Annotated in this window: 24 protein-coding genes; 4 read left to right on the forward strand and 20 right to left on the reverse strand. The window is 44.3% G+C overall.

What is annotated here, in order from left to right:
• Positions 1–590 precede the first annotated feature (590 nt).
• From R7Q48_RS21670 to dusA, 7 genes are all read right to left on the reverse strand, one after another.
• Positions 591–1370, reverse strand: coding sequence for a phosphoadenylyl-sulfate reductase (locus tag R7Q48_RS21670; protein WP_005382748.1), 780 nt, complete (start codon positions 1368–1370; stop codon positions 591–593).
• A complete protein-coding gene (gene cysI / locus R7Q48_RS21675; protein ID WP_005382750.1) occupies positions 1363–3099 on the reverse strand; it encodes an assimilatory sulfite reductase (NADPH) hemoprotein subunit in 1737 nt (578 codons plus the stop codon). Before cysI ends, R7Q48_RS21670 begins: the two co-directional genes overlap by 8 nt.
• The gene (locus tag R7Q48_RS21680) at positions 3099–4970 is read right to left on the reverse strand and encodes an assimilatory sulfite reductase (NADPH) flavoprotein subunit (RefSeq protein WP_213880920.1); all 1872 of its coding nucleotides are present in this window, start codon (positions 4968–4970) and stop codon (positions 3099–3101) included. Before R7Q48_RS21680 ends, cysI begins: the two co-directional genes overlap by 1 nt.
• A 117-nt stretch (positions 4971–5087) precedes the next feature.
• A complete protein-coding gene (locus R7Q48_RS21685; RefSeq protein WP_005381264.1) occupies positions 5088–5318 on the reverse strand; it encodes a hypothetical protein in 231 nt (76 codons plus the stop codon).
• A gap of 157 nt (positions 5319–5475) precedes the next feature.
• Positions 5476–6135, reverse strand: coding sequence for a TIGR04219 family outer membrane beta-barrel protein (locus tag R7Q48_RS21690; protein ID WP_256903377.1), 660 nt, complete (start codon positions 6133–6135; stop codon positions 5476–5478).
• Between the two features lie 98 nt (positions 6136–6233).
• Positions 6234–6449, reverse strand: coding sequence for an envelope stress response protein PspG (gene pspG, locus R7Q48_RS21695; RefSeq protein ID WP_005381266.1), 216 nt, complete (start codon positions 6447–6449; stop codon positions 6234–6236).
• Positions 6450–6613: 164 nt separating this feature from the next.
• Entirely contained in the window at positions 6614–7594 is a 981-nt protein-coding gene (gene dusA / locus R7Q48_RS21700) for a tRNA dihydrouridine(20/20a) synthase DusA (protein ID WP_017821727.1), read from the reverse strand.
• A gap of 321 nt (positions 7595–7915) precedes the next feature.
• On the opposite strand from dusA, the gene zur reads away from it, so the two are divergent.
• Positions 7916–8380, forward strand: a complete 465-nt coding sequence (gene zur / locus R7Q48_RS21705; protein WP_005381268.1) for a zinc uptake transcriptional repressor Zur — start codon at positions 7916–7918, stop codon at positions 8378–8380.
• A 9-nt stretch (positions 8381–8389) separates the two neighbouring features.
• Positions 8390–8851 (forward strand): chemotaxis protein CheX, encoded by a 462-nt coding sequence (locus R7Q48_RS21710; protein ID WP_005381269.1) that lies wholly within the window; start codon positions 8390–8392, stop codon positions 8849–8851.
• Positions 8852–8950: 99 nt separating this feature from the next.
• Here R7Q48_RS21710 and pgi read toward each other — a convergent pair whose 3' ends face one another.
• Positions 8951–10603 (reverse strand): glucose-6-phosphate isomerase, encoded by a 1653-nt coding sequence (gene pgi / locus R7Q48_RS21715; protein WP_005381270.1) that lies wholly within the window; start codon positions 10601–10603, stop codon positions 8951–8953.
• 305 nt (positions 10604–10908) lie between these two features.
• Between pgi and R7Q48_RS21720 the strand changes: the two genes are divergently transcribed.
• The gene (locus R7Q48_RS21720) at positions 10909–11328 is read left to right on the forward strand and encodes a secondary thiamine-phosphate synthase enzyme YjbQ (protein ID WP_005381271.1); all 420 of its coding nucleotides are present in this window, start codon (positions 10909–10911) and stop codon (positions 11326–11328) included.
• Positions 11329–11366: 38 nt separating this feature from the next.
• Here the strand turns inward: R7Q48_RS21720 and alr are convergent, their stop codons facing one another.
• Positions 11367–12443, reverse strand: a complete 1077-nt coding sequence (alr, locus tag R7Q48_RS21725; RefSeq protein ID WP_031777284.1) for an alanine racemase — start codon at positions 12441–12443, stop codon at positions 11367–11369.
• Positions 12444–12456: 13 nt separating this feature from the next.
• A complete protein-coding gene (locus R7Q48_RS21730) occupies positions 12457–13857 on the reverse strand; it encodes a replicative DNA helicase (protein WP_005382759.1) in 1401 nt (466 codons plus the stop codon).
• A 221-nt stretch (positions 13858–14078) separates the two neighbouring features.
• Between R7Q48_RS21730 and R7Q48_RS21735 the strand changes: the two genes are divergently transcribed.
• Positions 14079–14843 (forward strand): DUF481 domain-containing protein, encoded by a 765-nt coding sequence (locus tag R7Q48_RS21735; protein WP_115386331.1) that lies wholly within the window; start codon positions 14079–14081, stop codon positions 14841–14843.
• A 77-nt stretch (positions 14844–14920) separates the two neighbouring features.
• Here the strand turns inward: R7Q48_RS21735 and rplI are convergent, their stop codons facing one another.
• The 10 genes from rplI to R7Q48_RS21785 all read right to left on the reverse strand — a co-directional run bounded on the left by rplI (position 14921) and on the right by R7Q48_RS21785 (position 23417).
• Positions 14921–15373: a 50S ribosomal protein L9 gene (gene rplI, locus R7Q48_RS21740; RefSeq protein WP_005382760.1), complete on the reverse strand. Its 453-nt coding sequence runs from the start codon at positions 15371–15373 to the stop codon at positions 14921–14923.
• Positions 15374–15406: 33 nt separating this feature from the next.
• Positions 15407–15634, reverse strand: a complete 228-nt coding sequence (gene rpsR / locus R7Q48_RS21745; protein ID WP_000090472.1) for a 30S ribosomal protein S18 — start codon at positions 15632–15634, stop codon at positions 15407–15409.
• A gap of 16 nt (positions 15635–15650) precedes the next feature.
• Positions 15651–15953, reverse strand: coding sequence for a primosomal replication protein N (gene priB / locus R7Q48_RS21750; RefSeq protein WP_005381298.1), 303 nt, complete (start codon positions 15951–15953; stop codon positions 15651–15653).
• 8 nt (positions 15954–15961) lie between these two features.
• A complete protein-coding gene (gene rpsF / locus R7Q48_RS21755) occupies positions 15962–16351 on the reverse strand; it encodes a 30S ribosomal protein S6 (RefSeq protein WP_005381299.1) in 390 nt (129 codons plus the stop codon).
• Between the two features lie 244 nt (positions 16352–16595).
• Entirely contained in the window at positions 16596–17267 is a 672-nt protein-coding gene (gene rpe, locus R7Q48_RS21760) for a ribulose-phosphate 3-epimerase (protein WP_005381300.1), read from the reverse strand.
• A gap of 92 nt (positions 17268–17359) precedes the next feature.
• Positions 17360–18199, reverse strand: a complete 840-nt coding sequence (locus R7Q48_RS21765; RefSeq protein WP_005382762.1) for a Dam family site-specific DNA-(adenine-N6)-methyltransferase — start codon at positions 18197–18199, stop codon at positions 17360–17362.
• Between the two features lie 69 nt (positions 18200–18268).
• A complete protein-coding gene (locus tag R7Q48_RS21770; protein ID WP_206958467.1) occupies positions 18269–19780 on the reverse strand; it encodes an SPOR domain-containing protein in 1512 nt (503 codons plus the stop codon).
• Positions 19781–19832: 52 nt separating this feature from the next.
• Entirely contained in the window at positions 19833–20933 is a 1101-nt protein-coding gene (gene aroB / locus R7Q48_RS21775) for a 3-dehydroquinate synthase (RefSeq protein WP_005381318.1), read from the reverse strand.
• A gap of 32 nt (positions 20934–20965) precedes the next feature.
• The gene (gene aroK, locus R7Q48_RS21780) at positions 20966–21484 is read right to left on the reverse strand and encodes a shikimate kinase AroK (protein ID WP_005381319.1); all 519 of its coding nucleotides are present in this window, start codon (positions 21482–21484) and stop codon (positions 20966–20968) included.
• A 187-nt stretch (positions 21485–21671) separates the two neighbouring features.
• The gene (locus R7Q48_RS21785) at positions 21672–23417 is read right to left on the reverse strand and encodes a type IV pilus secretin PilQ (RefSeq protein WP_206958469.1); all 1746 of its coding nucleotides are present in this window, start codon (positions 23415–23417) and stop codon (positions 21672–21674) included.
• Between the last annotated feature and the right edge of the window lies 1 nt (position 23418).

Below are 23418 nucleotides of genomic sequence, written 5' to 3' on the forward strand. Positions count from 1 at the left end.
CTTCAATTTAAGATTTTGTTCGGCTCAATGAATACTGAACATTACATAAGTAATGTTTGAATTGACTGTGCTGAATCCGAAGATTCAATGGTCACTTCGTATCATTGAAACCTAATTTGATACCGAAGTATCGAATTGGATTATCATCAACGAGTGCCCACACAGATTGATAGGTCTATATTGTTAAAGAGCAACTCTTCTTTGTGATTGACATCACTTCGGAAGAGGCGGCCATTCTAGCGATATAATTTATTGTGTCAAACACTTTCTTCAAATTATTTCGTTTTTCTTTTCAGCCTTATCAACTTCGCTTAAACCCTTGTGAGCCCTTGCCCTGTCGACGGGGAGGCATTATAGAGATCGCGCTCACATTGGCAAGTGTTATTTTTCAAAAATTGCAAAAATAATGGTTAAACGATGAGTTTTCGATCAAACCTTTATTTATTCAACTTTACCCCAAACTCTCACACAACTTATCCACAGAGTTGTTCTTTGAGACGTATTTTTCAAGTACCATAAATAAAGAAAGCTGCTTTATTGCAGCTATCTTTATTAAACTTAACCTAAACTCTATTTAAAGAGCATTATGGCTATATGCCAGACCCATCTTGTTCAGAGCCATCATCTTCGTGTAGGCCACATTCTCGCTTTAAGCCAAAGAATCGAGTTTCTTCCTCTGACATTCCCGGCTCCCATTTACGAGTGGTATGTGTATCACCAACTGAAAGGTAACCTTCATCCCATAATGGGTGGTATTTAAGGCCGTGTTGTTCTAAGTAGTAATGAACGTCTTTATTAGTCCAATCAATTACTGGTAGAAATTTAAACACACCGTTCTGAATTGATAGAATCGGTAAACCTGCACGAGATTTACTTTGCTCTCGACGCAATCCAGAGAACCACGTTCCAACATTAAGCTCTTTTAACGCTCGACGCATCGGTTCAACTTTATTGAGCTTGTTGTATTTTTCAATTCCCTCTACACCCTGCTCCCATAATTTTCCATATCGAGCTTCTTGCCAATTCGCACTTTCTTTGGCTCGATAAACTTTTAAATTTAGGTTGAGAGCATCTGTCAGCTCATCGATAAATCGGTACGTCTCAGCAAACAGGTAACCAGTATCGGTTAGAATGACGGGGATGTCCGCTTTGGCGCGAGTAACTAAATGAAGCATAACCGCGGCTTGAATACCAAAACTAGAAGAAACCGCGAACTCGCCTTCTAGATTATCTAAAGCCCACGCTACTCTCTCTTGTGCTGAAAGCTTTTCGAGCTCGACATTAATTTGAGCAAGACGGAGGATTTGCTCCGTCTTTGTTAATGTCAGTAACTCTGTGAGCTCCAGCTTGGATGCTACAGAATCAAGCATGAAAGTCCCTCTTTGATACGAGCACTTCTTGGATAATGCCAGCACGAATAGTGAAATCGCCAAAGGCTTCGCCTTCTTCACGCTCTTTCGACCATCGAGCCACCAGCAGATCAATCTCTTCTAAGATTTGCTTATCCGTGATGTTCTCTTTATACATTTTTGGTACTCGAGTACCGGCACGGTTACCACCTAGGTGCAAGTTGTAACGACCCGGCGCTTTGCCAACTAGACCAATTTCAGCCAACATTGCGCGACCACAGCCATTTGGACACCCAGTTACACGCAAAATGATGTTGTCATTTTCTGGTAGGTTGTGCTTCTCCAGAATCCCCTCCACATCAGTAACAAACTGAGGAAGGAAACGTTCAGCTTCTGCCATCGCTAGCGGACAAGTTGGAAAAGCAACACAAGCCATTGAGTTCTTACGCTGTTCACTTACGCCGTCGTCCATTAAGCCATGTTCACGAGCGATCTTTTCAATCTTCGCTTTTTCGTTTTTAGGTACACCCGCAACAATTAGGTTTTGGTTTGCTGTCATGCGGAAATCGCCTTTGTGGATTTTGGCAATTTCAGCAACACCCGTCTTAAGTGGTTTACCTGGAAAGTCTAATAAGCGACCGTTTTCGATGAAAAGCGCTAGATGATATTTACCATCAATTCCTTCTACCCAGCCAATACGGTCACCACGTTCTGTGAATTCATATGGACGGCTTTGCTCAAACTTAACACCAGCACGTTTCTCGACTTCCGCTTTAAAGACATCGCTACCTACACGATCCAATGTGTATTTGGTTTTTGCGTTCTTACGGTTTGAACGGTTACCCCAGTCGCGCTGAGTTGTTACTACAGCTGCGGCAACATCAAGTGTCTTGTCCAGCGGAATAAAGCCAAAGTCGTCAGCGCGGCGCGGATAAGTTGATGTATCGCCATGCGTCATCGCTAAGCCGCCGCCGACCAGGACGTTAAAGCCTACCAGCTTACCGTTATCTGCAATCGCTACGAAGTTGAGATCGTTAGCGTGTACATCTACGTCATTTTGCGGTGGGATAACCACTGTAGTTTTAAACTTACGTGGTAAGTAGTTCTTGCCTAGAATCGGTTCGTCTTCTTCCGTGCTTTCTACTTTTTCACCGTCTAGCCAAATCTCTGCATAAGCGCGCGTCTTTGGTAATAGATGCTCACTGATCTTCTTCGCCCATTCGTAAGCTTCTTGGTGTAACTCTGACTCCACTGGGTTAGTGGTACACAACACGTTACGGTTTACATCACCCGCGGTTGCAATCGAATCAATGCCAATACTGTTGAGCGTTTGATGCATCAACTTAATATTGGGTTTTAATACCCCATGAAACTGGAACGTTTGGCGAGTCGTCAGACGAATACTTCCATATAAAGAGTGCTCCGTTGCGAACTTGTCGATCGCTAACCATTGCGTTGGCGTGATGATGCCTCCAGGCATACGAGCACGAAGCATCACATTATGTAATGGTTCCAGTTTTTGCTTTGTGCGTTCATTACGGATATCACGATCGTCTTGTTGATACATACCGTGGAAACGAATTAACTGGAAGTTGTCGGCAGTAAAGCCACCAGTAATACGGTCCTGTAAATCTTGCTCAATGGTGCCACGTAATAAGTTGCTTTCTCGCTTCAGGCGCTCGTTATCAGATAGCGGCCCTAACTCTTCACCTAATACAACCTGCTTATTATTGTCCGTAGAAAAAGTCATTAGTACACATCCCTCTGATAACGTTTCGCTTTACGTAGGTCATTAATAAATTGTTCTGCATCGTCACGCGGCATCTTGCCTTCTTGTTCAGCAACGATAACCAATGCGTCGTGCACATCTTTTGCCATACGCGTTGCATCACCGCAGACATAGATATAAGCGCCTTCTTGGATCCACTGCCACACTTGAGCTGCGTTTTCTAAGATGCGATGTTGTACGTAAACCTTTTCTACTTGGTCACGACTAAAGGCAACATCCAATCGGCTTAGTACTCCTGACTTGAGATACTTTTGCCATTCCACTTGGTACAAGAAGTCTTGAGTGAACGTGCGATCACCAAAGAACAACCAGTTTTTGCCTTCAGCATCGCGGTTTTCACGTTCCTGAATAAAGCTACGGAATGGTGCGATCCCTGTGCCAGGACCAACCATGATAATTGGAGTACTATCATCTTCCGGCAGTTTAAAGTTGTTGTTATGCTCAACAAATACTTTAACTTCATCTCCCTCTTCGAGACGCTGTGCTAAGAAACTAGACGCACCACCATATCGTTTTTCGTCGTTTTGTTCGTACTCAACCAAAGCAACCGTTAGGTGTACTTCTTCATCGACCTCTTCTTGGCTTGATGCAATAGAGTAAAGGCGTGGAGTAAGACGACGAAGCAAACCAATCAACTCATCTGCGGTTAACTTGGTTTTCTTTTCTGCCAGTACATCAACGATTTGAGTATTTGCAGAGTACTCGCGAAGCTTATCTTTATCTTCAACTAACTTTTGTAGCTTCTTGCTACCGGATAACTCGGCAAACTTTGTGATGAGCTGCGGGTTAGATGTTGTGATTTCATATTTACTCACGAGAGCACTGTGGATTGACAAGCTTTCACCATCAACGTCAACAGTCTCAACCCCAGACAAACCGACCTTACCAAGAATGGCATTTGCAAGTTCCGAGCTATTTTCAAACCACACACCTAGTGCATCACCTGGCTGATACGTTAAGCCCGAGCCTTCTAAGTCGATTTCTATATGACGAACGTCTTTTCCAGAGTCACGGCCCGTGATTTTTTGACTGGTCAGTAACGTCGCAGTGTACGGATTTTGTTTATTGTAAGGAGAGTGCGCAGTCGCAGCTTGACCCACTGGAAGTTGAACCACATCCGCTTCAGAGCCAGAAGAAAGTGTATCTTTTACCTTGTCTAACGCATTCTTACGCCATTCAGTTGCGGGGGCTTCATAATCCACATCGCAATCAAGACGCTCGATAAATGGAGTCGCGCCTAGCTTTGATAGGTAAGTGTCGAAGTCTTTACCGGTCTGACAGAAGAACTCGTAGCTAGAATCTCCCAATGCAATAACACCATATTGCAGGTTTGGCAGCTTAGGAGCCTTCTTCGATTGCAAAAACTCATGTAGCTCAATGGCATTGTCTGGCGCTTCGCCTTCGCCGTTAGTCGATGCCACAATAATGACATGCGTTTCTTTGGCTAAGTTTTTACCTTTGTAATCGCTTGCATCAAAAAGTTCGACTGCAATTCCTTCTGCTTTTGCTTCCTGTTCCAGAGCTTCAGCAACACCTTTAGCATTGCCCGTTTGGGAAGCAAAAATAATACTCAACTTACCTGCTGGCTTCGCTGATACGGCTGCCGTTGCTTGTGCAATTGGCGTTACCGCTGTGTTTGGTTGATTTTGAGCTAATCCCCAAAAATACCCACTGACCCAAGCAAGTTGCTGTGAAGACAACTCAGAGACAGTTTGTTGGAGTGAGCTAATTTGTTGGTCATTCAGAGGGCTTGTGATTGGAGGATTTCCTCCTTGCCCATTATTATCTTCAGACACATTCTTGTGAGAATACTCATTCTTTTGAAAAGACATTATCACGACATCCCTATTCATTGCGTGACGATAGAGTACCCACTCTCCTTAATAACAAGAAAGAATAGAAGTGAATGTTTTATAACTTTTTGGAAGTAAGAACGGCTTACTTTTTGCTCATCGATCTTCAATGCGGACTTGTTGAAAGCCTACTGCCATTGCCGATTTTGACGCAGTATCCAAATCTTCATAAAGACATTCTTCGCCGTGACTGTCCGTTAGAAAAACAAAACCACCGCGCGCATGTCTGAACTCTACAACCCAACCACCCTCTTGGATTGCAGGCTCAATAATCGCTTCGATAAGCTGATTTTCACGGAATAGATGTCTTAGTTCATTTATTGTCATCGCTATCCCTGCTTTAACTTTCACATTGCTCCTAGGTAAGCATGGTCTAAGTCAGCCAAATAGGGAGAAATTTCGATTAGATATAATGAAGTGATATAAAAAAACGCCGCTTATAAAGCGACGTTTTAAGTAAATCGAATATCTAACATGGCTGAATTTAGAACGCGTATTCCGCACTCACAAAGAAGCCGTTAGCAAAAATAAACTCTTTCCCTAGATCCGACATGAATTTATCGGACTCTAAATCAATCACACGGTAACCTCCACGAAAAGCCAGTCGAGCTTTTTCGAGCGGTACATTGTATTGAACACCTGCCATGAAATCGGTGCTTTTGATACCTTTGTTGTCACCAAAGTTTATCTCACCAATCACATCAAAGTTTGTATCCGGAACTTGAATTTCTGCGTAGCCATACCAAGCCCAAATCAGCTCATCAAATTCTTCTACACGCCTGCTTGAGCCAGCATCAATATATTTAGTGTCACTTAAATTACTGAACGTAAGACCCGCATCAAAGTGCAATAAATCATGCTCTAGAACGTGGTAATACAAGGTTAAATCGAGCTTATCGAACCCCATGTAATCCGCATCAACACTTGAGTAACGAAGGCGCGCATTAGGGACGTATTTAACATCATGTTCAATCGCCGCAAAAAAAGTGCCTGTGGTACTGCTATCTCGTCTCACTTCATTAACTTTAGTGTCGGCAGCCCATACCTCTGCGCCGACTTTTGTCGATACAGAGTACTCTGCAAAAACAGGAAAAGATACTGCCAACGATAATGCCGTTAAAGCGATGTTCGCTTTATTTGTCATGTAGTATTTACTCCGAGATAGCTGATATTCACGTAGAGGACGTGAGAGGAAATATACCATATTCTCACGCCTCTCCATCAACTAAATGATGTTACTCATTATTTATAGCGGGGCTGAGCAACGTAATTCTTGAAGAACCAAATACCCAATGCAATCACGATTAACCATGGTAATAGTTTGAGTACCGCTCCAACCATTCCCAGTAAAAACATCACAACTAACGCAATACCAGTTGCTGCGAATACGGTCATCATTGTGATACCCGTAACCAACAAGGTCGCCGCAAAGACTAAAATAAAGATTAGCTCCAACATAATCACTTCTCCATTTGTTTTCAATAAACAGAGCAGTTTCCATACCAACTTACAGAAACGAAGTTAAGATTATGATTTTTAATAAAAAAACAAAGCCAGAGGCATTTCTGCACTCTGGCTTTATCATTCTTTAGTTGGTAATTTTAGCCATTCACTGGCGAATTTTACACATTCAATTCTTTTGGAATCTTAGCTAGCGCGTCTTGCAATACTTCTAGACCAGAACCTGGTTTGTGCGCATTTTCACTGATATGACGACGCCATTGACGAGCACCGGGCATGCTTTGGAACAAACCTAACATGTGACGGGTAATGTGACCAAGGTACGCACCTTTCGCTAATTGCGCTTCAATGTATGGGTACATCTCTTCAACAATTTCGCTGCGTTTCTTCACTGGAGCATTAGAGCCAAACAACTCTTGGTCTACCGATGCCAGTAGATATGGGCTTTGGTATGCTTCACGACCAATCATCACACCGTCAAGATGCTGAAGATGTGCTTTTGCTTCTTCTAATGATTTCACGCCACCGTTAATCGCAATCGTTAGGTGTGAGAAGTCTTGCTTCAATTGGTAAGCGCGTGGGTAATCCAATGGTGGGATCTCGCGGTTTTCTTTTGGGCTTAAACCACTTAACCAAGCTTTACGAGCATGGATAGTGAACTGCTCACAGCCACCCTTTTCTGAAACAATAGAAACGAAATCCGTTAGGAACTCGTAAGAGTCTTGATCATCAATACCAATGCGAGTCTTGACTGTTACAGGGATATCGACCACGTCTTTCATTGCTGCGACACAATCCGCAACTAACTGCGGTTCAGCCATTAGGCAAGCACCGAAGCGACCGTTTTGTACGCGGTCAGATGGACACCCCACATTTAGGTTAATCTCATCGTAGCCACGCTCTTGCGCTAGCTTGGCACACGTAGCCAAATCTGCTGGGTTTGAACCACCAAGTTGAAGGGCTAACGGATGCTCTTCTTCGTTATAAGCCAGGAAATCTCCTTTTCCATGAATGATCGCACCTGTCGTCACCATTTCAGTGTACAACAGGGTTTCTTTGGTCATTAAGCGATGGAAGTAGCGACAATGACGATCAGTCCAATCTAACATTGGTGCTACGGAGAGCCTGCAAGAATGAGTCATGATATAAACACCCGTTTTTATGTTGCCAAGGTCGAGCGCAGCAGTACGCTCAAAAAATAAGTCGGGTATTGTATACCCAAGCACCTCTGGGTGCTAGTTTCAGCGAGAATGATTTGGTTGGCTGACTAGCCAAGTGCTTAGGAATACGCAGAAGTAATACGAATCTGTCATTCGTTGATTCATTCTGTGATGATTATTCCGCCTTCACACCACCACCGACTTGCTTTAATTCATGATTTTCGTTCTGATAGTGGGTAAAATGAAGCATTTCTAAACGAACTTCGTATAGAAATGATTTATCATAGAGCACGTCCGATAGTTATGGTGAAAGGTTTGAACCCAACAATCATTGAACAAATTGAAAGTATCTGCGCAGAGCGTGGAGTACGACTGACTCCGCAACGCCGACGCGTATTTGAACTCATTTGTTCTAATCGCCGCGCCTCAAGTGCGTATGAGCTATTGGAGCAACTAAAAGAGAGTGAGCCTCAGGCTAAGCCGCCCACTGTTTATCGAGCATTAGATTTTCTCCTAGAGCAAGGCTTCATCCACCGAGTGGAATCGACAAATAGCTTTATTACTTGTTGTTCTTTCAATACTCAGCAGCACTTTTTCCAATTACTAATTTGCGATAAATGTGGTGATGTCGTTGAACTCGAAGATGAGACGCTGATATCCTTGTTAGCCGAAAACGCCGAGAAGCATGGATTCAAACTGACCAACCAAGTTATTGAAACTCATGGTGAATGCCAGGCCTGTTCCTCCGAGACGAAAGAAAAAGTATAGAAGAACGTTATGCGCGCTGAATTTGTAAACCCGTTTTTAGCTTCTTTAATGAACGTGCTAAAAACTATGGCTTCTCTTGAGCTGAAGCCACAAAAACCGCGAATCAAAAAAGATGAGATCGCACGAGGTGACGTTTCTGGTCTGATTGGTATGGTAGGCCCACAAACTCGTGGTTCAATGTCGATCACCTTTGATGAAGCACTCGCCCTAGAAATCATGCAGAACATGCTTGGTGAACGTCCAAATGGGCTCAATGAAGAAGTGACCGATATGGTGGGTGAGATCACCAACATGGTTACTGGTGGTGCGAAACGCATTCTGGCGGAAAGTGGTTTTGACTTTGATATGGCAACACCGGTTGTGGTTTCGGGCCGAGGTCATACGATTCGCCACAAGTGTGAAGGCTCAATTATTATCATGCCTTTCTCTTCCCAATGGGGAAATGCCTTTATCGAAATTTGCTTCGAATAAAAGAGAAAAAATAGGTTGGCACTGGCCAACCTATTTTGTTTTTGCCTCAGGCAATAAAAAGGTCAGCATTTGCTGACCTTTTCTTTATCTATTCAAACATTAAGCTTTGAACGCTTTAAATGCGTTGATTAGACCGTTTGTTGAGCTGTCATGCGAGCTGATTTGAGACTCGTCTGCAAGCTCAGGTAGGATTTGGTTAGCCAGTTGTTTACCTAGCTCCACGCCCCACTGGTCAAAGCTGAAGATATTCCAGATAACACCTTGTACGAAAATTTTGTGTTCGTACATTGCGATCAAGTTACCTAGCGTACGAGGCGTGATTTGCTTCACTAGAATAGAGTTTGTTGGACGGTTACCTTCAAACACTTTGAATGGCGCAATCGCTGCCACTTCTTCAGCATTCTTACCTACTTTCACCAACTCTTCTTTCACGGTTTCTTCATTTTTACCAAACGCTAGAGCTTCAGTTTGCGCGAAGAAGTTAGACATCAGTTTTTGGTGATGATCGCTAGCTGGGTTGTGGCTAATTGCAGGTGCAATGAAGTCACATGGGATAAGCTTAGTACCTTGGTGAATTAGCTGGTAGAACGCGTGCTGACCGTTGGTACCTGGTTCACCCCAAATGATTGGGCCAGTTTGGTAAGTTACAGCATTGCCGTCACGGTCAACGTATTTACCGTTTGATTCCATGTTACCTTGCTGGAAGTACGCCGCGAAACGGTGCATGTACTGATCGTAAGGCAGAATAGCTTCTGATTCCGCACCGTGGAAGTTGTTGTACCAAATACCGATAAGCGCAAGGATCACAGGGATGTTGCTTTCTAGATCTGTTGATACAAAGTGCTTGTCCATCTCGTGAGCGCCATCAAGCAGCTCAACGAAGTTGTCGAAACCTACTGCTAGTGCAATTGATAGACCGATCGCAGACCATAGTGAGTAACGGCCACCAACCCAGTCCCAGAATTCAAACATGTTCGCTGTATCGATACCAAATTCAGACACGGCTGTCGCGTTTGTTGAAAGCGCAGCAAAGTGCTTAGCCACATGAGCCTGATCACCCGCCGATTCTAGGAACCAATCACGAGCAGTGTGCGCGTTAGTCATGGTTTCTTGTGTTGTAAACGTCTTAGACGCGATCAAGAATAACGTCGTTTCTGGGTTAACTTTCTTCAACGTTTCAACGATGTGTGTACCATCAACGTTAGATACGAAGTGAAGGTTTAGATGATTTTTGTATGGCGCTAGAGCTTCCGTCACCATGTAAGGGCCAAGGTCAGAACCGCCGATACCGATGTTCACAATATCGGTAATTGCTTTGCCTGTGTAACCTTTCCATTCACCGCCGATAACGCGCTCAGTGAATGATTTCATTTTTTCTAGAACCGCGTTCACTGCTGGCATTACGTCTTCGCCATCTACCATAACTGGAGTATTAGCGCGGTTACGTAGTGCAGTGTGAAGAACAGCGCGACCTTCTGTTTGGTTGATCGCTTCACCACTGAACATCGCTTCAATTGCAGATTTCAGCTCGGTCTCTTTCGCAAGAGCAAACAGGTGCTTCAGAGTTTCCTCATTGATGAGGTTCTTTGAGTAATCGACTAGGATGTCTGAGCCGAAACGTGCAGAGTATTTGTCGAAACGCGCTGCGTCTTGAGCAAACAGCTCTTTAAGATCCATATCTTGTGCAGATTCGAAATGCGCCGTTAGCGCTTTCCAAGCTTGTGTTTGCGTTGGATTGATATTTTTCAACATGGTCTTTATCCCGATGTTACAGTAGGTTCCATTCCTTACAGTCTAGCGAAAACTGTGGAATCCCCGATTTAGCAAATAGAATATAAATTAGATGTTTGGGCAAATTGCCACAAAACAAGTCTTTGTAATTTTTTTTCAGGCGCCAATTATGACCGAGAGCTTTTACACTCACATTGAGTTAGGTCACGTTCCCTGCCCTGAAATTGAACATTCATTTACGATGACAAGAATCATATCATTTACTAATGACAGGCTCTAATTGGAATAGGATAGACGCCAATTTATAAATTTCCAAAGGAACACGTATGTGGGCACAAAAAACACTGCAATTAAAAGCGAGAAGCCGCGGTTTTCACCTGATAACTGATGAAATTGAACAACAATTACCACAAATAAACGAACTTTCAGTAGGTTTATTACACTTATTTATTCAGCACACCTCCGCCAGTTTGACCTTAAATGAGAATGCTGATCCAACCGTGCGTATGGACATGGAAGCGCACTTCAATAAGTTTGTGCCAGAGCGTGCTCCTTATTATCAGCACACCTATGAAGGTGACGACGACATGCCGGCACATATTAAAGCATCACTGCTTGGCAGTAGTGTGACGGTACCAATCCAAAATGGTCGATTAGCTTTAGGAACATGGCAAGGTATTTACTTGGGTGAGCATCGAGACTTTGGTGGCGGCCGCCGCGTTATTGCTACGATTAACGGTGAGTAGATAAAACAAAGGCTAACCTTGGGTTAGCCTTTCGTTGTTTATTTGGAGTATTCCATCTCGACGCGAGGCGTTAGCTTAGTCACGAGTTCATACGCAATCGTACCAATGTGACCCGCTACTTCTTCTACTGGGAGCTCTTTCCCCCAAAGAATCGCTTCGTCGCTGACTTTATCCGTTGCGTCTGGTCCCAAATCGACCGTCAGCATATCCATGGAAACTCGACCTGCAATAGGTACTTTACGGCCATTAACCCACACCGGCGTACCGTTTGGAGCACTTCTTGGGTAACCGTCGCCATACCCTACAGCAATGACACCAACTTTTGTATCTCGCTCACTGGTCCAAATACCACCGTAGCCAACACTTTCACCCTTCTTCACTTCACGTACCGCAATAAGGTGGGATTTAAGTGTCATGACAGGCTGATACCCAAGATCTTGCGCCGTTTTGTCATCGAATGGCGACACACCATACATGATAATACCCGGACGAACCCAATCTAAATGGCTTTGAGGCCATGCCAATAACCCCGCAGATGCCGCCAGTGAACGTTCCCCTTGGCAACCAGAAGTCAACGATTTAAACAGCTCAATCTGTTGTGGGGTAATATCGCTATCCAGCTCATCTGCACAGCCAAAGTGGCTCATGTAACGCAACGGTTTCGCTACATTTGGACACTCCTTCAGCCGCGTTACAAACTCGTCATATTGTTCAGGACGAACCCCAAGGCGGTGCATGCCACTGTCAATCTTCAGCCACACGACAACCGGAGTTTCAAGGTCTGCTTGCTCCAAGGCGATAAGCTGCTCTTCACAGTGCACCACAGTTTGGATGTTGTTCGTCACAAGAACAGGTAAGTCACCAGGAGAGTAAAAACCTTCTAGCAATAGAATCGGCTTTACTACTCCACAAGCGCGCAGTTGCAATGCTTCTTCAATACGAGCCACACCAAACGCATCCGCATGGTTAGCATGTTTTGCGACATGACGTAATCCGTGACCATAACCATTGGCCTTGACGACAGCCATCACTTTACTTTGTGGCGCTTGAGCTTTTACGCGCTGTAAGTTGTGCTGCAACGCAGACAAATCAATGCACGCCTTGGCCGCTTTCATATAGCTCATGGGATTACTCATCATCAATATCGAATGCAGGACCCGCGTAGTTGTCGAAACGCGAATGTTGACCTTGGAAAGTGAGGCGAACAGAGCCGATAGGACCATTACGCTGTTTACCAATAATGATTTCGGCCGTACCTTTGTACGGACTATCTGGGTGATAAACCTCATCACGGTAGATGAACATGATCAAGTCGGCATCCTGCTCGATGGAACCGGATTCACGCAAGTCCGAGTTTACTGGTCGTTTATCCGCACGTTGCTCTAGGGAACGGTTTAGCTGCGACAGTGCCACAACAGGCACATTTAGCTCTTTTGCCAGCGCCTTAAGAGAGCGAGAGATCTCAGCAATCTCAAGAGTACGGTTATCGGTTAACGAAGGCACGCGCATCAACTGAAGGTAGTCGACCATGATCATCGATAGACCGCCATGTTCACGAGCGATACGGCGAGCGCGCGAACGCACTTCGGTCGGAGTTAGTCCAGAGCTATCATCAATGTACATATTTTTCTTCTGCATCAGGATACCCATAGTAGAAGAAATACGCGCCCAATCTTCGTCATCTAGCTGACCCGTACGGATCTTGGTTTGGTCAACACGAGACAAAGAGGCCAACATACGCATCATCAACTGTTCAGCTGGCATCTCTAACGAGAAAATAAGTACGGGCTTTTCTTGTTGCATGGCTGCATTTTCACACAAGTTCATCGCAAAGGTCGTTTTACCCATCGATGGACGCGCAGCGACAATCACCAAATCAGAGCCTTGCAAACCTGCGGTTTTCTTATTGAGATCTGTGAAACCGGTATCGACCCCGGTAACACCATCTTGTGGCGTTTTATACAACAACTCGATACGTTCTAACGTCTTTTCGAGGATGTTGTCGACGTTTTGTGGTCCTTCGTTTTCACTAGTTCGAGACTCGGCGATAGCAAAAACTTTACTCTCCGCCATGTCTATTAAATCTTCAGAACTGCGACCTTGAGGGTCATAGCCCGCGTCCGCAATTTCATTCGCGACACCAATAAGGCCACGAACAATCGCGCGCTCAGCGACAATATCAGCATACGCATTGATGTTAGCTGCACTTGGCGTATTCTTCGCCAAGTCAGCAAGGTAAGCAAAACCGCCTACATCTTCTAACAACTCGTGACGCTCTAGATATTCCGATAAAGTAATAAGATCGAGAGGTTTACCCGCTTCAAGAATGGTTTTTACACCTTCAAAAATCAGGCGGTGTGGACGACTATAGAAATCACTGCTCACAACACGTTCGGCAACGGTGTCCCAACGTTCATTATCCAGTAAAAGACCACCAATTACTGATTGCTCGGCTTCTAGTGAGTGAGGTGGCACTTTGATTGCGTCGACCTGACTGTCTGAAGGTTTGCGATTTCTGTTTTCCGCCATGACTTTGCTCGATAACTACTATTGACCCACGATTATAACCTTAACCTAGCTGAGATGCTTCCCCGAAGCGACAATTACTTGTTAAGAAATCATCATGTGAACCATCCGGGTAATAGCCTGGTTCTTCCGCCTAGCTCTAATAAAAATTAACCTACCATTGACCCAACCAAATATCTGTATCAGTATCATGCCCCTCCTTTTTGATTACGTTCGAGGTTGATGTGTCCCGATACTGGTTACTTAGCTTTAGCCTACTGTGCGCTAGTGCATCGTATGCTGACGAATCAGTACAGCCAGAGCAAAATATTGATTTACCCGACCCACTAAAAACCGAGGTGGAGTTCGGCTATCAAGCTCATACAGGTAACACGGACTCTCGTTCCCTGAATGCTCGTTTGAGTGCTGAATATACGTCAGGTCGACACCGTTCTAATGGTGAATGGAAGTACTACAACTTGTACAAAGACGGTGAAGAAGACAAACGCTCATCCACCTATTCCCTACAGAGTGACTACAAGTTAGGCCCTAAGACGTATTTGTATGGCAGCTTTAAAGGAGTGGATTCTCGCTACAGTGCTTATTTTAAAGACTATACGTTGTCAGGTGGTTTGGGTTACCAGTTCTCCTACACTGAGAACTTCATTTTAGAGGTAGAAGTAGGCCCTGGTTTTCGCTATCAAGAGCCAAACTTAGACGAAATAGATGATGACGATATTGTCTTTCCCGATATCGTTAGAGAAGGCATTTTTCGAGGAAATATCAACACAACTTGGCATGCGTTGGATAATTTAAGTTTCGCAGCTGATATTACGTTGGTAACAGGTAGAAGTAACACACGTACTGATAGTGAACTCAGTGTAACCAATGATATTACTGAAGATATCGCACTGAAACTGGCACACTCTCGTCAGTATCACGATAAAGTGCCTGAAGGCTTAAGCAAAGCGGACAGCGTATTTTCCGTTAATTTACTTTTCGCTTTTTAACCCTTTTTCTCTCAGTTTTAGAAATAAAAAAAGCACCTCCAAGGAGGTGCTTTTTAGTATTTCGTCTTGATACTGAATTACTCAGCAGCAACAACTTGTAGGTTAACTGTCGCGAAAACTTCAGAGTGAAGTTGAACGCTGATCTCGAACTCACCAGTGTTACGTAGAGCACCTTCAGGAAGGCGAACTTCGCTCTTAGCAACTTCAACGCCTGCTGCTGTGATAGCGTCAGCGATGTCACGAGTACCGATAGAACCGAATAGTTTGCCTTCGTCACCAGCTTTAGAAGCGATAACTACCGCTTCTAGAGCGTTAACTTTCTCTGCGCGAGCTTCTGCAGCAGCTAGTTGCTCAGCAACTTTAGCTTCTAGTTCAGCACGACGAGCTTCAAACATTTCAACGTTAGCTTTAGTTGCCATAACTGCTTTACCTTGTGGGATAAGGAAGTTACGAGCGTAGCCAGATTTAACGTTTGCAGTATCGCCAAGACCACCTAGGTTACCAATTTTATCAAGTAGAATAACTTGCATTGCTTAATCCTCTTTCTTAATAAAATGAACCGATTACTGATGCTTGTCAGTGTACGGTAGTAGAGCTAGGTAGCGTGAACGCTTGATAGCACGTGCTAGTTGACGCTGGTACTTAGCGCTTGTACCAGTGATACGGCTAGGTACGATTTTACCAGCTTCAGTGATGTAGTTTTTAAGAGTTGCTACGTCTTTGTAATCAATCTCTTGTACGCCTTCTGCAGTGAAACGGCAGAATTTACGACGACGGAAGAAACGAGCCATGGGCTATCTCCTGATCTTAAATTTGAGTAATGTTGTCGGCGTGTAACACTAATTTTCCCACGCCATTTCGGCCGGTTTGATAAGTGACAAAACCACTTACCTTAATGTTACTGCCTTGAACTAAATTCTGAGTTAGTGCTTGTGACCCAAGCCCGCTGACGACTACCGGCATACGACAATAAACTTGTCGAGGTAAGTCAGCTTCGATAATAGTAGAGCGATGCTCCAGCCAAAACCGACAGTGTTCAATGCCACCAGGGCTTTTACTACGAATGGGCGGTTTGGCAATGGTGCCGCTCAGCTCCATTCGATTGGCCATAAGAAAACTTACTCAGCAGCTTCTGACTTAGCTTCAGGCTTAGCTTCAGAACGCTCTTCACGACGTGGAGCACGCTCTTCTTTTTGCTTAAGCATGATAGATTGCTCAGTGATCGCTGCTTTAGTACGCATGATCATGTTACGTAGAACTGCATCGTTGAAACGGAAAGCAGTTTCTAGCTCATCAATTACAGCTTGGTCAGCTTCAACGTTCATAAGAACGTAGTGAGCTTTGTGAAGCTTGTTGATTGGGTAAGCCAGTTGACGACGGCCCCAGTCTTCTAGACGGTGGATTTTACCGCCAGCTTCAGTGATTGAACCAGTGTAACGCTCGATCATGCCAGCAACTTGCTCGCTTTGATCTGGGTGCACCATGAATACGATTTCGTAATGACGCATTGGTTGCTCCTTACGGATTATTCAGCTTCCACAAATGGCTCAGTCGTCCAGAGGAAGCAAGGAACTAAAGATAATTGACTGAGTTTAAGGAGCACGAATAGTACAGAAAGGGCGTAAAATAGGCAAGTGATTATTTGCTCAGCGCAGTGGATATTTAATTTCTTCTAATACTAGAAAACACAAAGGCTGCCAACAAGCTGGCAGCCTTTAAAATCAGCGTGTTATTGCGCTGGCTTATCGGTGCTTATTTAACTTCAGCCAGTTCAGCGCGCATTTGATCGATCACTTGTTTGTAATCTGGCTCACCGAAAATCGCCGAGCCTGCAACAAACATGTCTGCGCCCGCTTCTGCAATTTCACGAATGTTGTCAACCTTCACACCGCCATCAATTTCTAAGCGGATATCACGACCAGACTCGTCAATCATCTTACGAACGGCACGCAGTTTATCTAGTGTATGAGGAATGAATGATTGACCACCAAAACCAGGGTTTACCGACATCAGTAGAATCATGTCGACTTTATCCATAATAAATTCAAGACTTGCAAGTGGCGTTGCTGGGTTTAGTACCACACCAGCCTGACAGCCGTGCTCTTTAATTAACTGCAGTGTACGGTCTACATGATCAGAAGCTTCTACATGGAACGTAATCATCGACGCACCCGCTTTTGCGAAATCAGGAATAATACGGTCAACGGGTTTCACCATTAGGTGAACATCGATTGGCGCTGTGATGCCATAATCGCGTAGTGCTTTACACACAGGCGCACCAAAAGTCAGGTTTGGTACATAGTGGTTATCCATAACGTCGAAATGCACCACATCCGCACCCGCTGCGAGTACTTTTTCTACATCTTCACCGAGACGAGCAAAATCTGCCGATAAAATGGATGGAGCAATAAGAAAATCTTTCATACCTGACCTCAGTAGTAATGAGCAAACAATCTGCGCGCAATTCTACCGAAGCCAGTGGGGAGATCCACTATTTAGATATAATAGTGTGAGAATTAAGAGCTTGATTTATCCATGTCTGGGGCATGAAAAAGCGCAAGTAGCTCATCAACTTTATTACGACCATTACCATTACGGCTAATGGTACGCTTTACTTTTACCACATTAAGATCCGCACCGTGATACAACCGACGTGTCAAGGTAGTGTCGTGGTTAGAAATCAACACAGGAATGCCACGTTCAGTCGCTGTTCTTTCAGCAATGTCGGCTAATGCAGCTTGGTCGTCCAACGTGAAACCATTACCTGCGTATGAGGTGAAATTTGCCGTATTTGAAAGCGGCGCATAAGGTGGATCGCAATACACGACGCTCCCTTTGCGCGCACGACGAAATGTTTCAGGATAACCTTCACAAACGAACGTAGCTTTTTTGGCTTTTTCTGCAAAAAACTCCAATTCCGCCTCAGGGAAATACGGCTTTTTGTAAGAGCCAAACGGTACATTGAAGCCACCTTTTTTGTTGTAACGGCATAGGCCATTAAAACCAAAGCGGTTCATATACAAAAACGCTAAAGAGCGGTACATCACGTCATCGGTTTTATTAAATTCAGCGCGAATGTGTAGGTAGGCTTCTTTGCGGTTGTTCTCAGCGACAAACCAACGCTTCGCTTCAGAGATATACTCTTCAGGGCGTTCTTTCAGCAGGTTGTACAGATTGATCAAATCTGGATTGATATCTGCAAGTAGATAATGGTCATAATCGGTATTCAGAAACACTGAGCCCGCACCAACAAAAGGTTCAACTAGCTTTCGAGCCGGCGGCAAATGACGTTGGATGTCTTCAACCAGTCCGTATTTTCCTCCTGCCCATTTAAGAAAGGCTCGTTGCTTTTTCATCTACTGCTCTATCTATCGACCAAAAATTAAGGCTGCGGAATGTAACATATTTTTCAGGGAAGCTCAGGTTTATTTCACTCGTTCAATTTCACGGTGAACCTGACGGAGTGATTTTGCCCAAGGACTCACCGACTTAACCGAATCTGGCAAGCTTGCGACGGCATCACGAGCCATTTGAATTGTCGGATAATCTTGATATGTGATGATATACCACTCGGTGTCATTACGAACGGTAGGATAAATTCGCACTTGATTATTCAGTTGATGCTCATTGAGAAAGGATTGTACATCTTCCATTGAGGTCATAGCCGCGAGTTGTAAAGTATACGCTCTTGGCGATAGCGCTTTTAGTTCTTCACGAGCAAATGAAAATTTCACAACAGGTTGGTTTGCCTCACCCTCTTCTGACTGAGCAGGTGCTTGCGTCATATCTTGATTCGGTTTTACGACTTTAATCAAAGGGGAGCTAGTTTCATCGGCGGTTTCTGTCTTCTCAGTACCTACGACATCATCAATCGCTTTTGTGTCTGCTGAATCAGCTTTACCTTCAAGCAATGCATCGACCACATTCGACTCAATCACCACTCTTTGTTGATTGTCATCACTGCCTACGCTCGCTACTTCTTCTGTCACAGCTGGCGGTAATGAATCAGAATCATCAACCGCACCAGACTTATCAAGACTGCTAGAGCCATCGGTTACAGGTTGCAGTGAAGACTGCGCTGCACTGACTCCTGACTCTTCAAAAGTTGGAATAGCCGTTTGCTCTAAACTGCCAGCAATTTGCTGCGCTTTATCATCAGGACTTGGTTGACTAAGCATCCACCAATAGCCACCAGCAGCAAGCAACAGTAAGACTAATACCACCAACGCAATATTCAGGGGTGAACCGACAATCGAGCGGATAATGATCCTTTTTTCCACTTTCATCTCTCCTAACGCCATGATGTCACCCGGTACTGGGTCGACTTTTTTAAATGCATCTCGAACCCGTTTCTCAGACTCATCATCGACGTAGCGCGCAACAAGTGACTCAAAGAAACGACGAGCTTCCACTTCGGACAACATATCAATATCAAGCTCAACAGGCTTTATCTCTTGTCCATAACTGAGACGTGCTAGCAAACCGTCTAAACGTCCAGACTGTGTAAACAGTAAGACATTGATGGTCCAATTTGGCTTATGGTGCGCCTCTAAGACCAGCATCCAAAGCTCAGAGATAAGTGTCTCACTCAATAAATGCGCATCATCTACAACAATTGCAATGTCACACGCCTCATCACCTAAAAGCCTTTCAAGGCTATCAAGTAAAGGCTCTTGCTGATTAAACAATGCGTCTGAAACCAGTTGACTCAAAATAAGGACGCGATGCTGCACACCGTCTTGATTAGAATGACAAAGTAACAAACATTGATTCTTGTTACTGGCACCCACTTCAAGGTATCGCTGCGCTAACCAAGATTTCCCGTACCCATCATGACCATTAATCGCAATGAGATTGGAACCAAAGTTAGTCAGTAGACCTAATCTATCAAGCAACTCGATTTGAGAATCTAATTCCAGTACGTGAGCAACACTCATCTAATAACCTTAATACACTACAAGAATGACGCCCAAAGGCGCCATTACAAGGTTAAATATCGCGACCGAAGTCTATTGCCTGTTTGAGTACGTCTTGTGTCGTATCAGCAATTACCTCGGCAGTGCCAATGCCTGTAGGCAAAACCAATCGTAATTGACCAGAGAGGACTTTCTTATCTCGCATCATGTGCTTGATGAAGTCATCGAAATTCATACTGTCTGGAGTATGCACAGGCAGTTTTGCACGACGCAAAATCGCAACAATACGCTCAAATTGCTCTTCCGAGATCAGACCACGTAGATGCGACGTTTTGGCCGCCATAACAGTGCCGGAAGATACCGCTTCACCATGCAGCCAATTGCCATAGCCAAGTTCCGCTTCAATCGCATGACCAAAGGTGTGACCTAAGTTAAGCAAAGCACGGATGCCCGACTCTTTCTCATCCTGAGCCACCACTTCCGCTTTTATTTCACAGCAACGCGCGATCGCATAAGTTAGTGCTTCTTCATCCAACGCATACAAGCGCTCAAGATTGTCTTCTAACCATACAAAAAAATCTGCATCGTAAATAATGCCGTACTTAATGACTTCGGCGATACCCGCAGCGAACTCACGTTCAGGCAACGTCGACAGGCAGTTGGTATCAATGATCACGGCTTTAGGTTGGTAAAACGCACCTATCATGTTCTTACCCAACGGATGGTTAACCGCGGTTTTTCCACCAACCGAAGAGTCCACTTGGGATAGTAATGTGGTCGGTATTTGAATAAAGTCGACCCCACGCTGGTAACAGGCAGACGCAAAACCCACAAGGTCGCCAATAACACCACCACCTAACGCGATGATCACAACATCACGAGCATAACTCCCTTCCAGTAAGAAGTTCATTACTTGATTAAATACATCCAAGTTTTTGTACTGTTCACCGTCAGGCAATTCTAACAAGGATGCACTACAACCGAGCTGCTCGAGTTGCTTTAAAATTTTGTCTGCATACAAAGGCGCCACTGTGACATTACTGATCACAACAACTTTTTGTTTTGCATTTTTGTTTGAGAGAACTTGAGAGAGGTACGCCGGGTCCTCAAATAACCCGGCGCCAATAGAGATTGGGTAGCTACGCTCAGCTAGGTTGACCGTAATCCGTTCCATCGGTTTGCTCCAATTAAAAAAAAGATAAAGACTTATCTCTCTTCTAGCATTTTTACGATCTGGTTGGCTACCACTTTTGCACTTTGATCGTCAGTGCGAACAGTGTAATCCGCTACTTCTTCATATAAAGGATTACGTTCTTCAGCTAATTGCTCCAGTACTTCGCGAGGGTTATCCGTTTGAAGTAAAGGACGCTTCTTGTCGCGGTTTGTACGCGCAAGTTGCTTTTCAATCGTCGTTTCTAAGTAAACAACAACACCACGTGCCGAAAGACGATTGCGGTTTTCTTTGCTCTTAACAGAGCCACCGCCAGTCGCAAGCACGATGCCTTGCTCTTGTGTTAGGTCTTCAAGTACCGCTTCTTCACGCTTGCGGAAGCCTTCTTCACCTTCTACATCAAAAACCCAAGAGATGTCTGCACCAGTGCGTTCTTCGATCACTGTATCGGAGTCAACAAACTCCATATGCAGTTGCTGTGCTAGATGTCTACCAATTGTACTTTTGCCGGCGCCCATTGGGCCAACAAGGAAAATATTACGTTTCTCAGCCATGTTTAGCAGTAATTTACAACATTGATTCAATAAGATCGCCACAAGAAAACACAGCTAAACTGCTGTTCTACAAGGCTTGTGGCACCAGTTCCTCACAGATAATTCGTGATAAGACCCGAAATTATCCAAGCATGGTGCCACTATTGCAACTTTATTTTTGATTTAATCAGTTTTTCCCGAGACAGAACTACTGAATCACCACCTTAGGCGTGACGAAAATTAACAGCTCACTTTTACCAACATTTTCATAACTTCGACGAAAAAGCGCACCTAATAGCGGAAGATCGCCCAACAAAGGCACTTTGTCCACCGAGTTAGTAATGCTGTGCTGAAAAATACCACCAAGAACGACCGTTTCACCGTTATTCACTAACACTTGCGTCCCGATACGTTGAGTATCAATCGCAACAGCTTCACCAGTGCCTGTCTTCACGACTTGTCCTGGTCTATCTTGCGTGACACTTAAATCCAATACTAAGCGGTTATCCGGTGTGATTTGCGGGGTTACCTTCAAACTTAATACCGCCTTTTTGAACGTCACCGTCGTTGCACCACTTGATGATGACTCTAGGTAAGGAATCTCTGTACCTTGTTCGATATAGGCAGGTTTCTTATTGGTAGTGATCAAACGTGGGCTCGAGATAATCTCAGCTTTAGACTCTTGTTGCAGAGCAGAAAGCTCAAGATCCAACAAGGTGTCTGAACCTAACTTTGCGACCTGAAAAGCAATGCTGGTGGCATTCGGACTGGTTGCAGCTAAGTTTACATTTAGGAAGTCATCGATCCCTACTCCATCACCGTCACCACCGTCATCACCCCCTTCTCCATTATAGAGACCGATCGTGGCAAGGTTGTTCTCAATAGAACCGCCCACTGTATTACTGCCATTAATAGACGTAAAACCCCAACGAATACCTAGCTCGTCCATGTTACCTTCATTGATGGTCACAATACGCGCCTCAATTTGAACCTGTTTAACTGGAATATCCAAAGACTCAATAATTTCTCGAATCACCTCGATGTTTTCAGGTAACTCTCTAATCAATAACGAGTTAGTTCGCTCATCAATGGTCATACTGCCGCGCTCTGACAGCATGCTGATATTTCCTTCACCATTGATCATCTCCGCAATGTCTGATGCTTTAGCAAAATTAACTTTGATGATTTCAGATGAAAGCTCTCCCATTTCTTCCGTCAGTTTTTGTTTTTCTAACTGCTGCTTCTCACGCAAGTCCAGCTCATCAGTCGGAGCAACTAAAATCACGTTGCCATCAACACGCTTATCTAACCCCTTAACTTGCAAAATAATATCCAGCACTTGCTGCCAAGGGACACCATCAAGACGAAGCGTGAGGTTGCCTTCGACAGAGTCGGAGACAACCAAATTAAATTGGTTGTAATCAGCAATAAGCTGCAAGACATTTCGCACAGGAATATCTTGGAAGTTAATCGAAATAAGCTTACCTTCTCTTTCTAAAATGCTTTTATCTGGGGCTTTCTCATTGTGTTTGATCTTCGCTACTTTGATTTCCAAAAAACGCCCCGTTAAACGGTAATCATGCATGTATTCTTCATTGATGTGCGCAACCAAGCGCGTCGTCGAGGTGTCGCGAAACACTTCTACGCTCTCAACCACAGTCGAAAAATCTTTCACGTCTAGGAGATACAATTGCTCGTCTTTTACTGAAGTGTTAAGCAAATCGATACTTAACCCTTCCTGTACACGCTTGATATCTACAATCGCAGCCGGTGACGCCAATTCTACGACAATCACGGCGTCTTTATCTTTATTAGTTCGAAAGTCGATACTTTTTAGGGCATTGGACGAAACTTCTTCAGCTGCCGCTAAAGGGGCTAAAAATACAAACAACCATAAGGAGAAGAGCCCAGTAAGTATCCTTGGTGTACGTGTTAATCCTTGTCTCATTTTCATT

It is taken from the genome of Vibrio sp. 378 (assembly GCF_033339435.1).

Coding starts and splice junctions, on each gene's coding strand:
- R7Q48_RS21670 (WP_005382748.1), bottom strand. CDS start 1,370: ATGCTTGATTCTGTAGCATCCAAGCTGGAGCTCACAGAGTTACTGACA.
- cysI (WP_005382750.1), bottom strand. CDS start 3,099: ATGACTTTTTCTACGGACAATAATAAGCAGGTTGTATTAGGTGAAGAG.
- R7Q48_RS21680 (WP_213880920.1), bottom strand. CDS start 4,970: ATGTCTTTTCAAAAGAATGAGTATTCTCACAAGAATGTGTCTGAAGAT.
- R7Q48_RS21685 (WP_005381264.1), bottom strand. CDS start 5,318: ATGACAATAAATGAACTAAGACATCTATTCCGTGAAAATCAGCTTATC.
- R7Q48_RS21690 (WP_256903377.1), bottom strand. CDS start 6,135: ATGACAAATAAAGCGAACATCGCTTTAACGGCATTATCGTTGGCAGTA.
- pspG (WP_005381266.1), bottom strand. CDS start 6,449: ATGTTGGAGCTAATCTTTATTTTAGTCTTTGCGGCGACCTTGTTGGTT.
- dusA (WP_017821727.1), bottom strand. CDS start 7,594: ATGACTCATTCTTGCAGGCTCTCCGTAGCACCAATGTTAGATTGGACT.
- zur (WP_005381268.1), top strand. CDS start 7,916: ATGGTGAAAGGTTTGAACCCAACAATCATTGAACAAATTGAAAGTATC.
- R7Q48_RS21710 (WP_005381269.1), top strand. CDS start 8,390: ATGCGCGCTGAATTTGTAAACCCGTTTTTAGCTTCTTTAATGAACGTG.
- pgi (WP_005381270.1), bottom strand. CDS start 10,603: ATGTTGAAAAATATCAATCCAACGCAAACACAAGCTTGGAAAGCGCTA.
- R7Q48_RS21720 (WP_005381271.1), top strand. CDS start 10,909: ATGTGGGCACAAAAAACACTGCAATTAAAAGCGAGAAGCCGCGGTTTT.
- alr (WP_031777284.1), bottom strand. CDS start 12,443: ATGAAAGCGGCCAAGGCGTGCATTGATTTGTCTGCGTTGCAGCACAAC.
- R7Q48_RS21730 (WP_005382759.1), bottom strand. CDS start 13,857: ATGGCGGAAAACAGAAATCGCAAACCTTCAGACAGTCAGGTCGACGCA.
- rplI (WP_005382760.1), bottom strand. CDS start 15,373: ATGCAAGTTATTCTACTTGATAAAATTGGTAACCTAGGTGGTCTTGGC.
- rpsR (WP_000090472.1), bottom strand. CDS start 15,634: ATGGCTCGTTTCTTCCGTCGTCGTAAATTCTGCCGTTTCACTGCAGAA.
- priB (WP_005381298.1), bottom strand. CDS start 15,953: ATGGCCAATCGAATGGAGCTGAGCGGCACCATTGCCAAACCGCCCATT.
- rpsF (WP_005381299.1), bottom strand. CDS start 16,351: ATGCGTCATTACGAAATCGTATTCATGGTGCACCCAGATCAAAGCGAG.
- rpe (WP_005381300.1), bottom strand. CDS start 17,267: ATGAAAGATTTTCTTATTGCTCCATCCATTTTATCGGCAGATTTTGCT.
- R7Q48_RS21765 (WP_005382762.1), bottom strand. CDS start 18,199: ATGAAAAAGCAACGAGCCTTTCTTAAATGGGCAGGAGGAAAATACGGA.
- R7Q48_RS21770 (WP_206958467.1), bottom strand. CDS start 19,780: ATGAGTGTTGCTCACGTACTGGAATTAGATTCTCAAATCGAGTTGCTT.
- aroB (WP_005381318.1), bottom strand. CDS start 20,933: ATGGAACGGATTACGGTCAACCTAGCTGAGCGTAGCTACCCAATCTCT.
- aroK (WP_005381319.1), bottom strand. CDS start 21,484: ATGGCTGAGAAACGTAATATTTTCCTTGTTGGCCCAATGGGCGCCGGC.
- R7Q48_RS21785 (WP_206958469.1), bottom strand. CDS start 23,417: ATGAAAATGAGACAAGGATTAACACGTACACCAAGGATACTTACTGGG.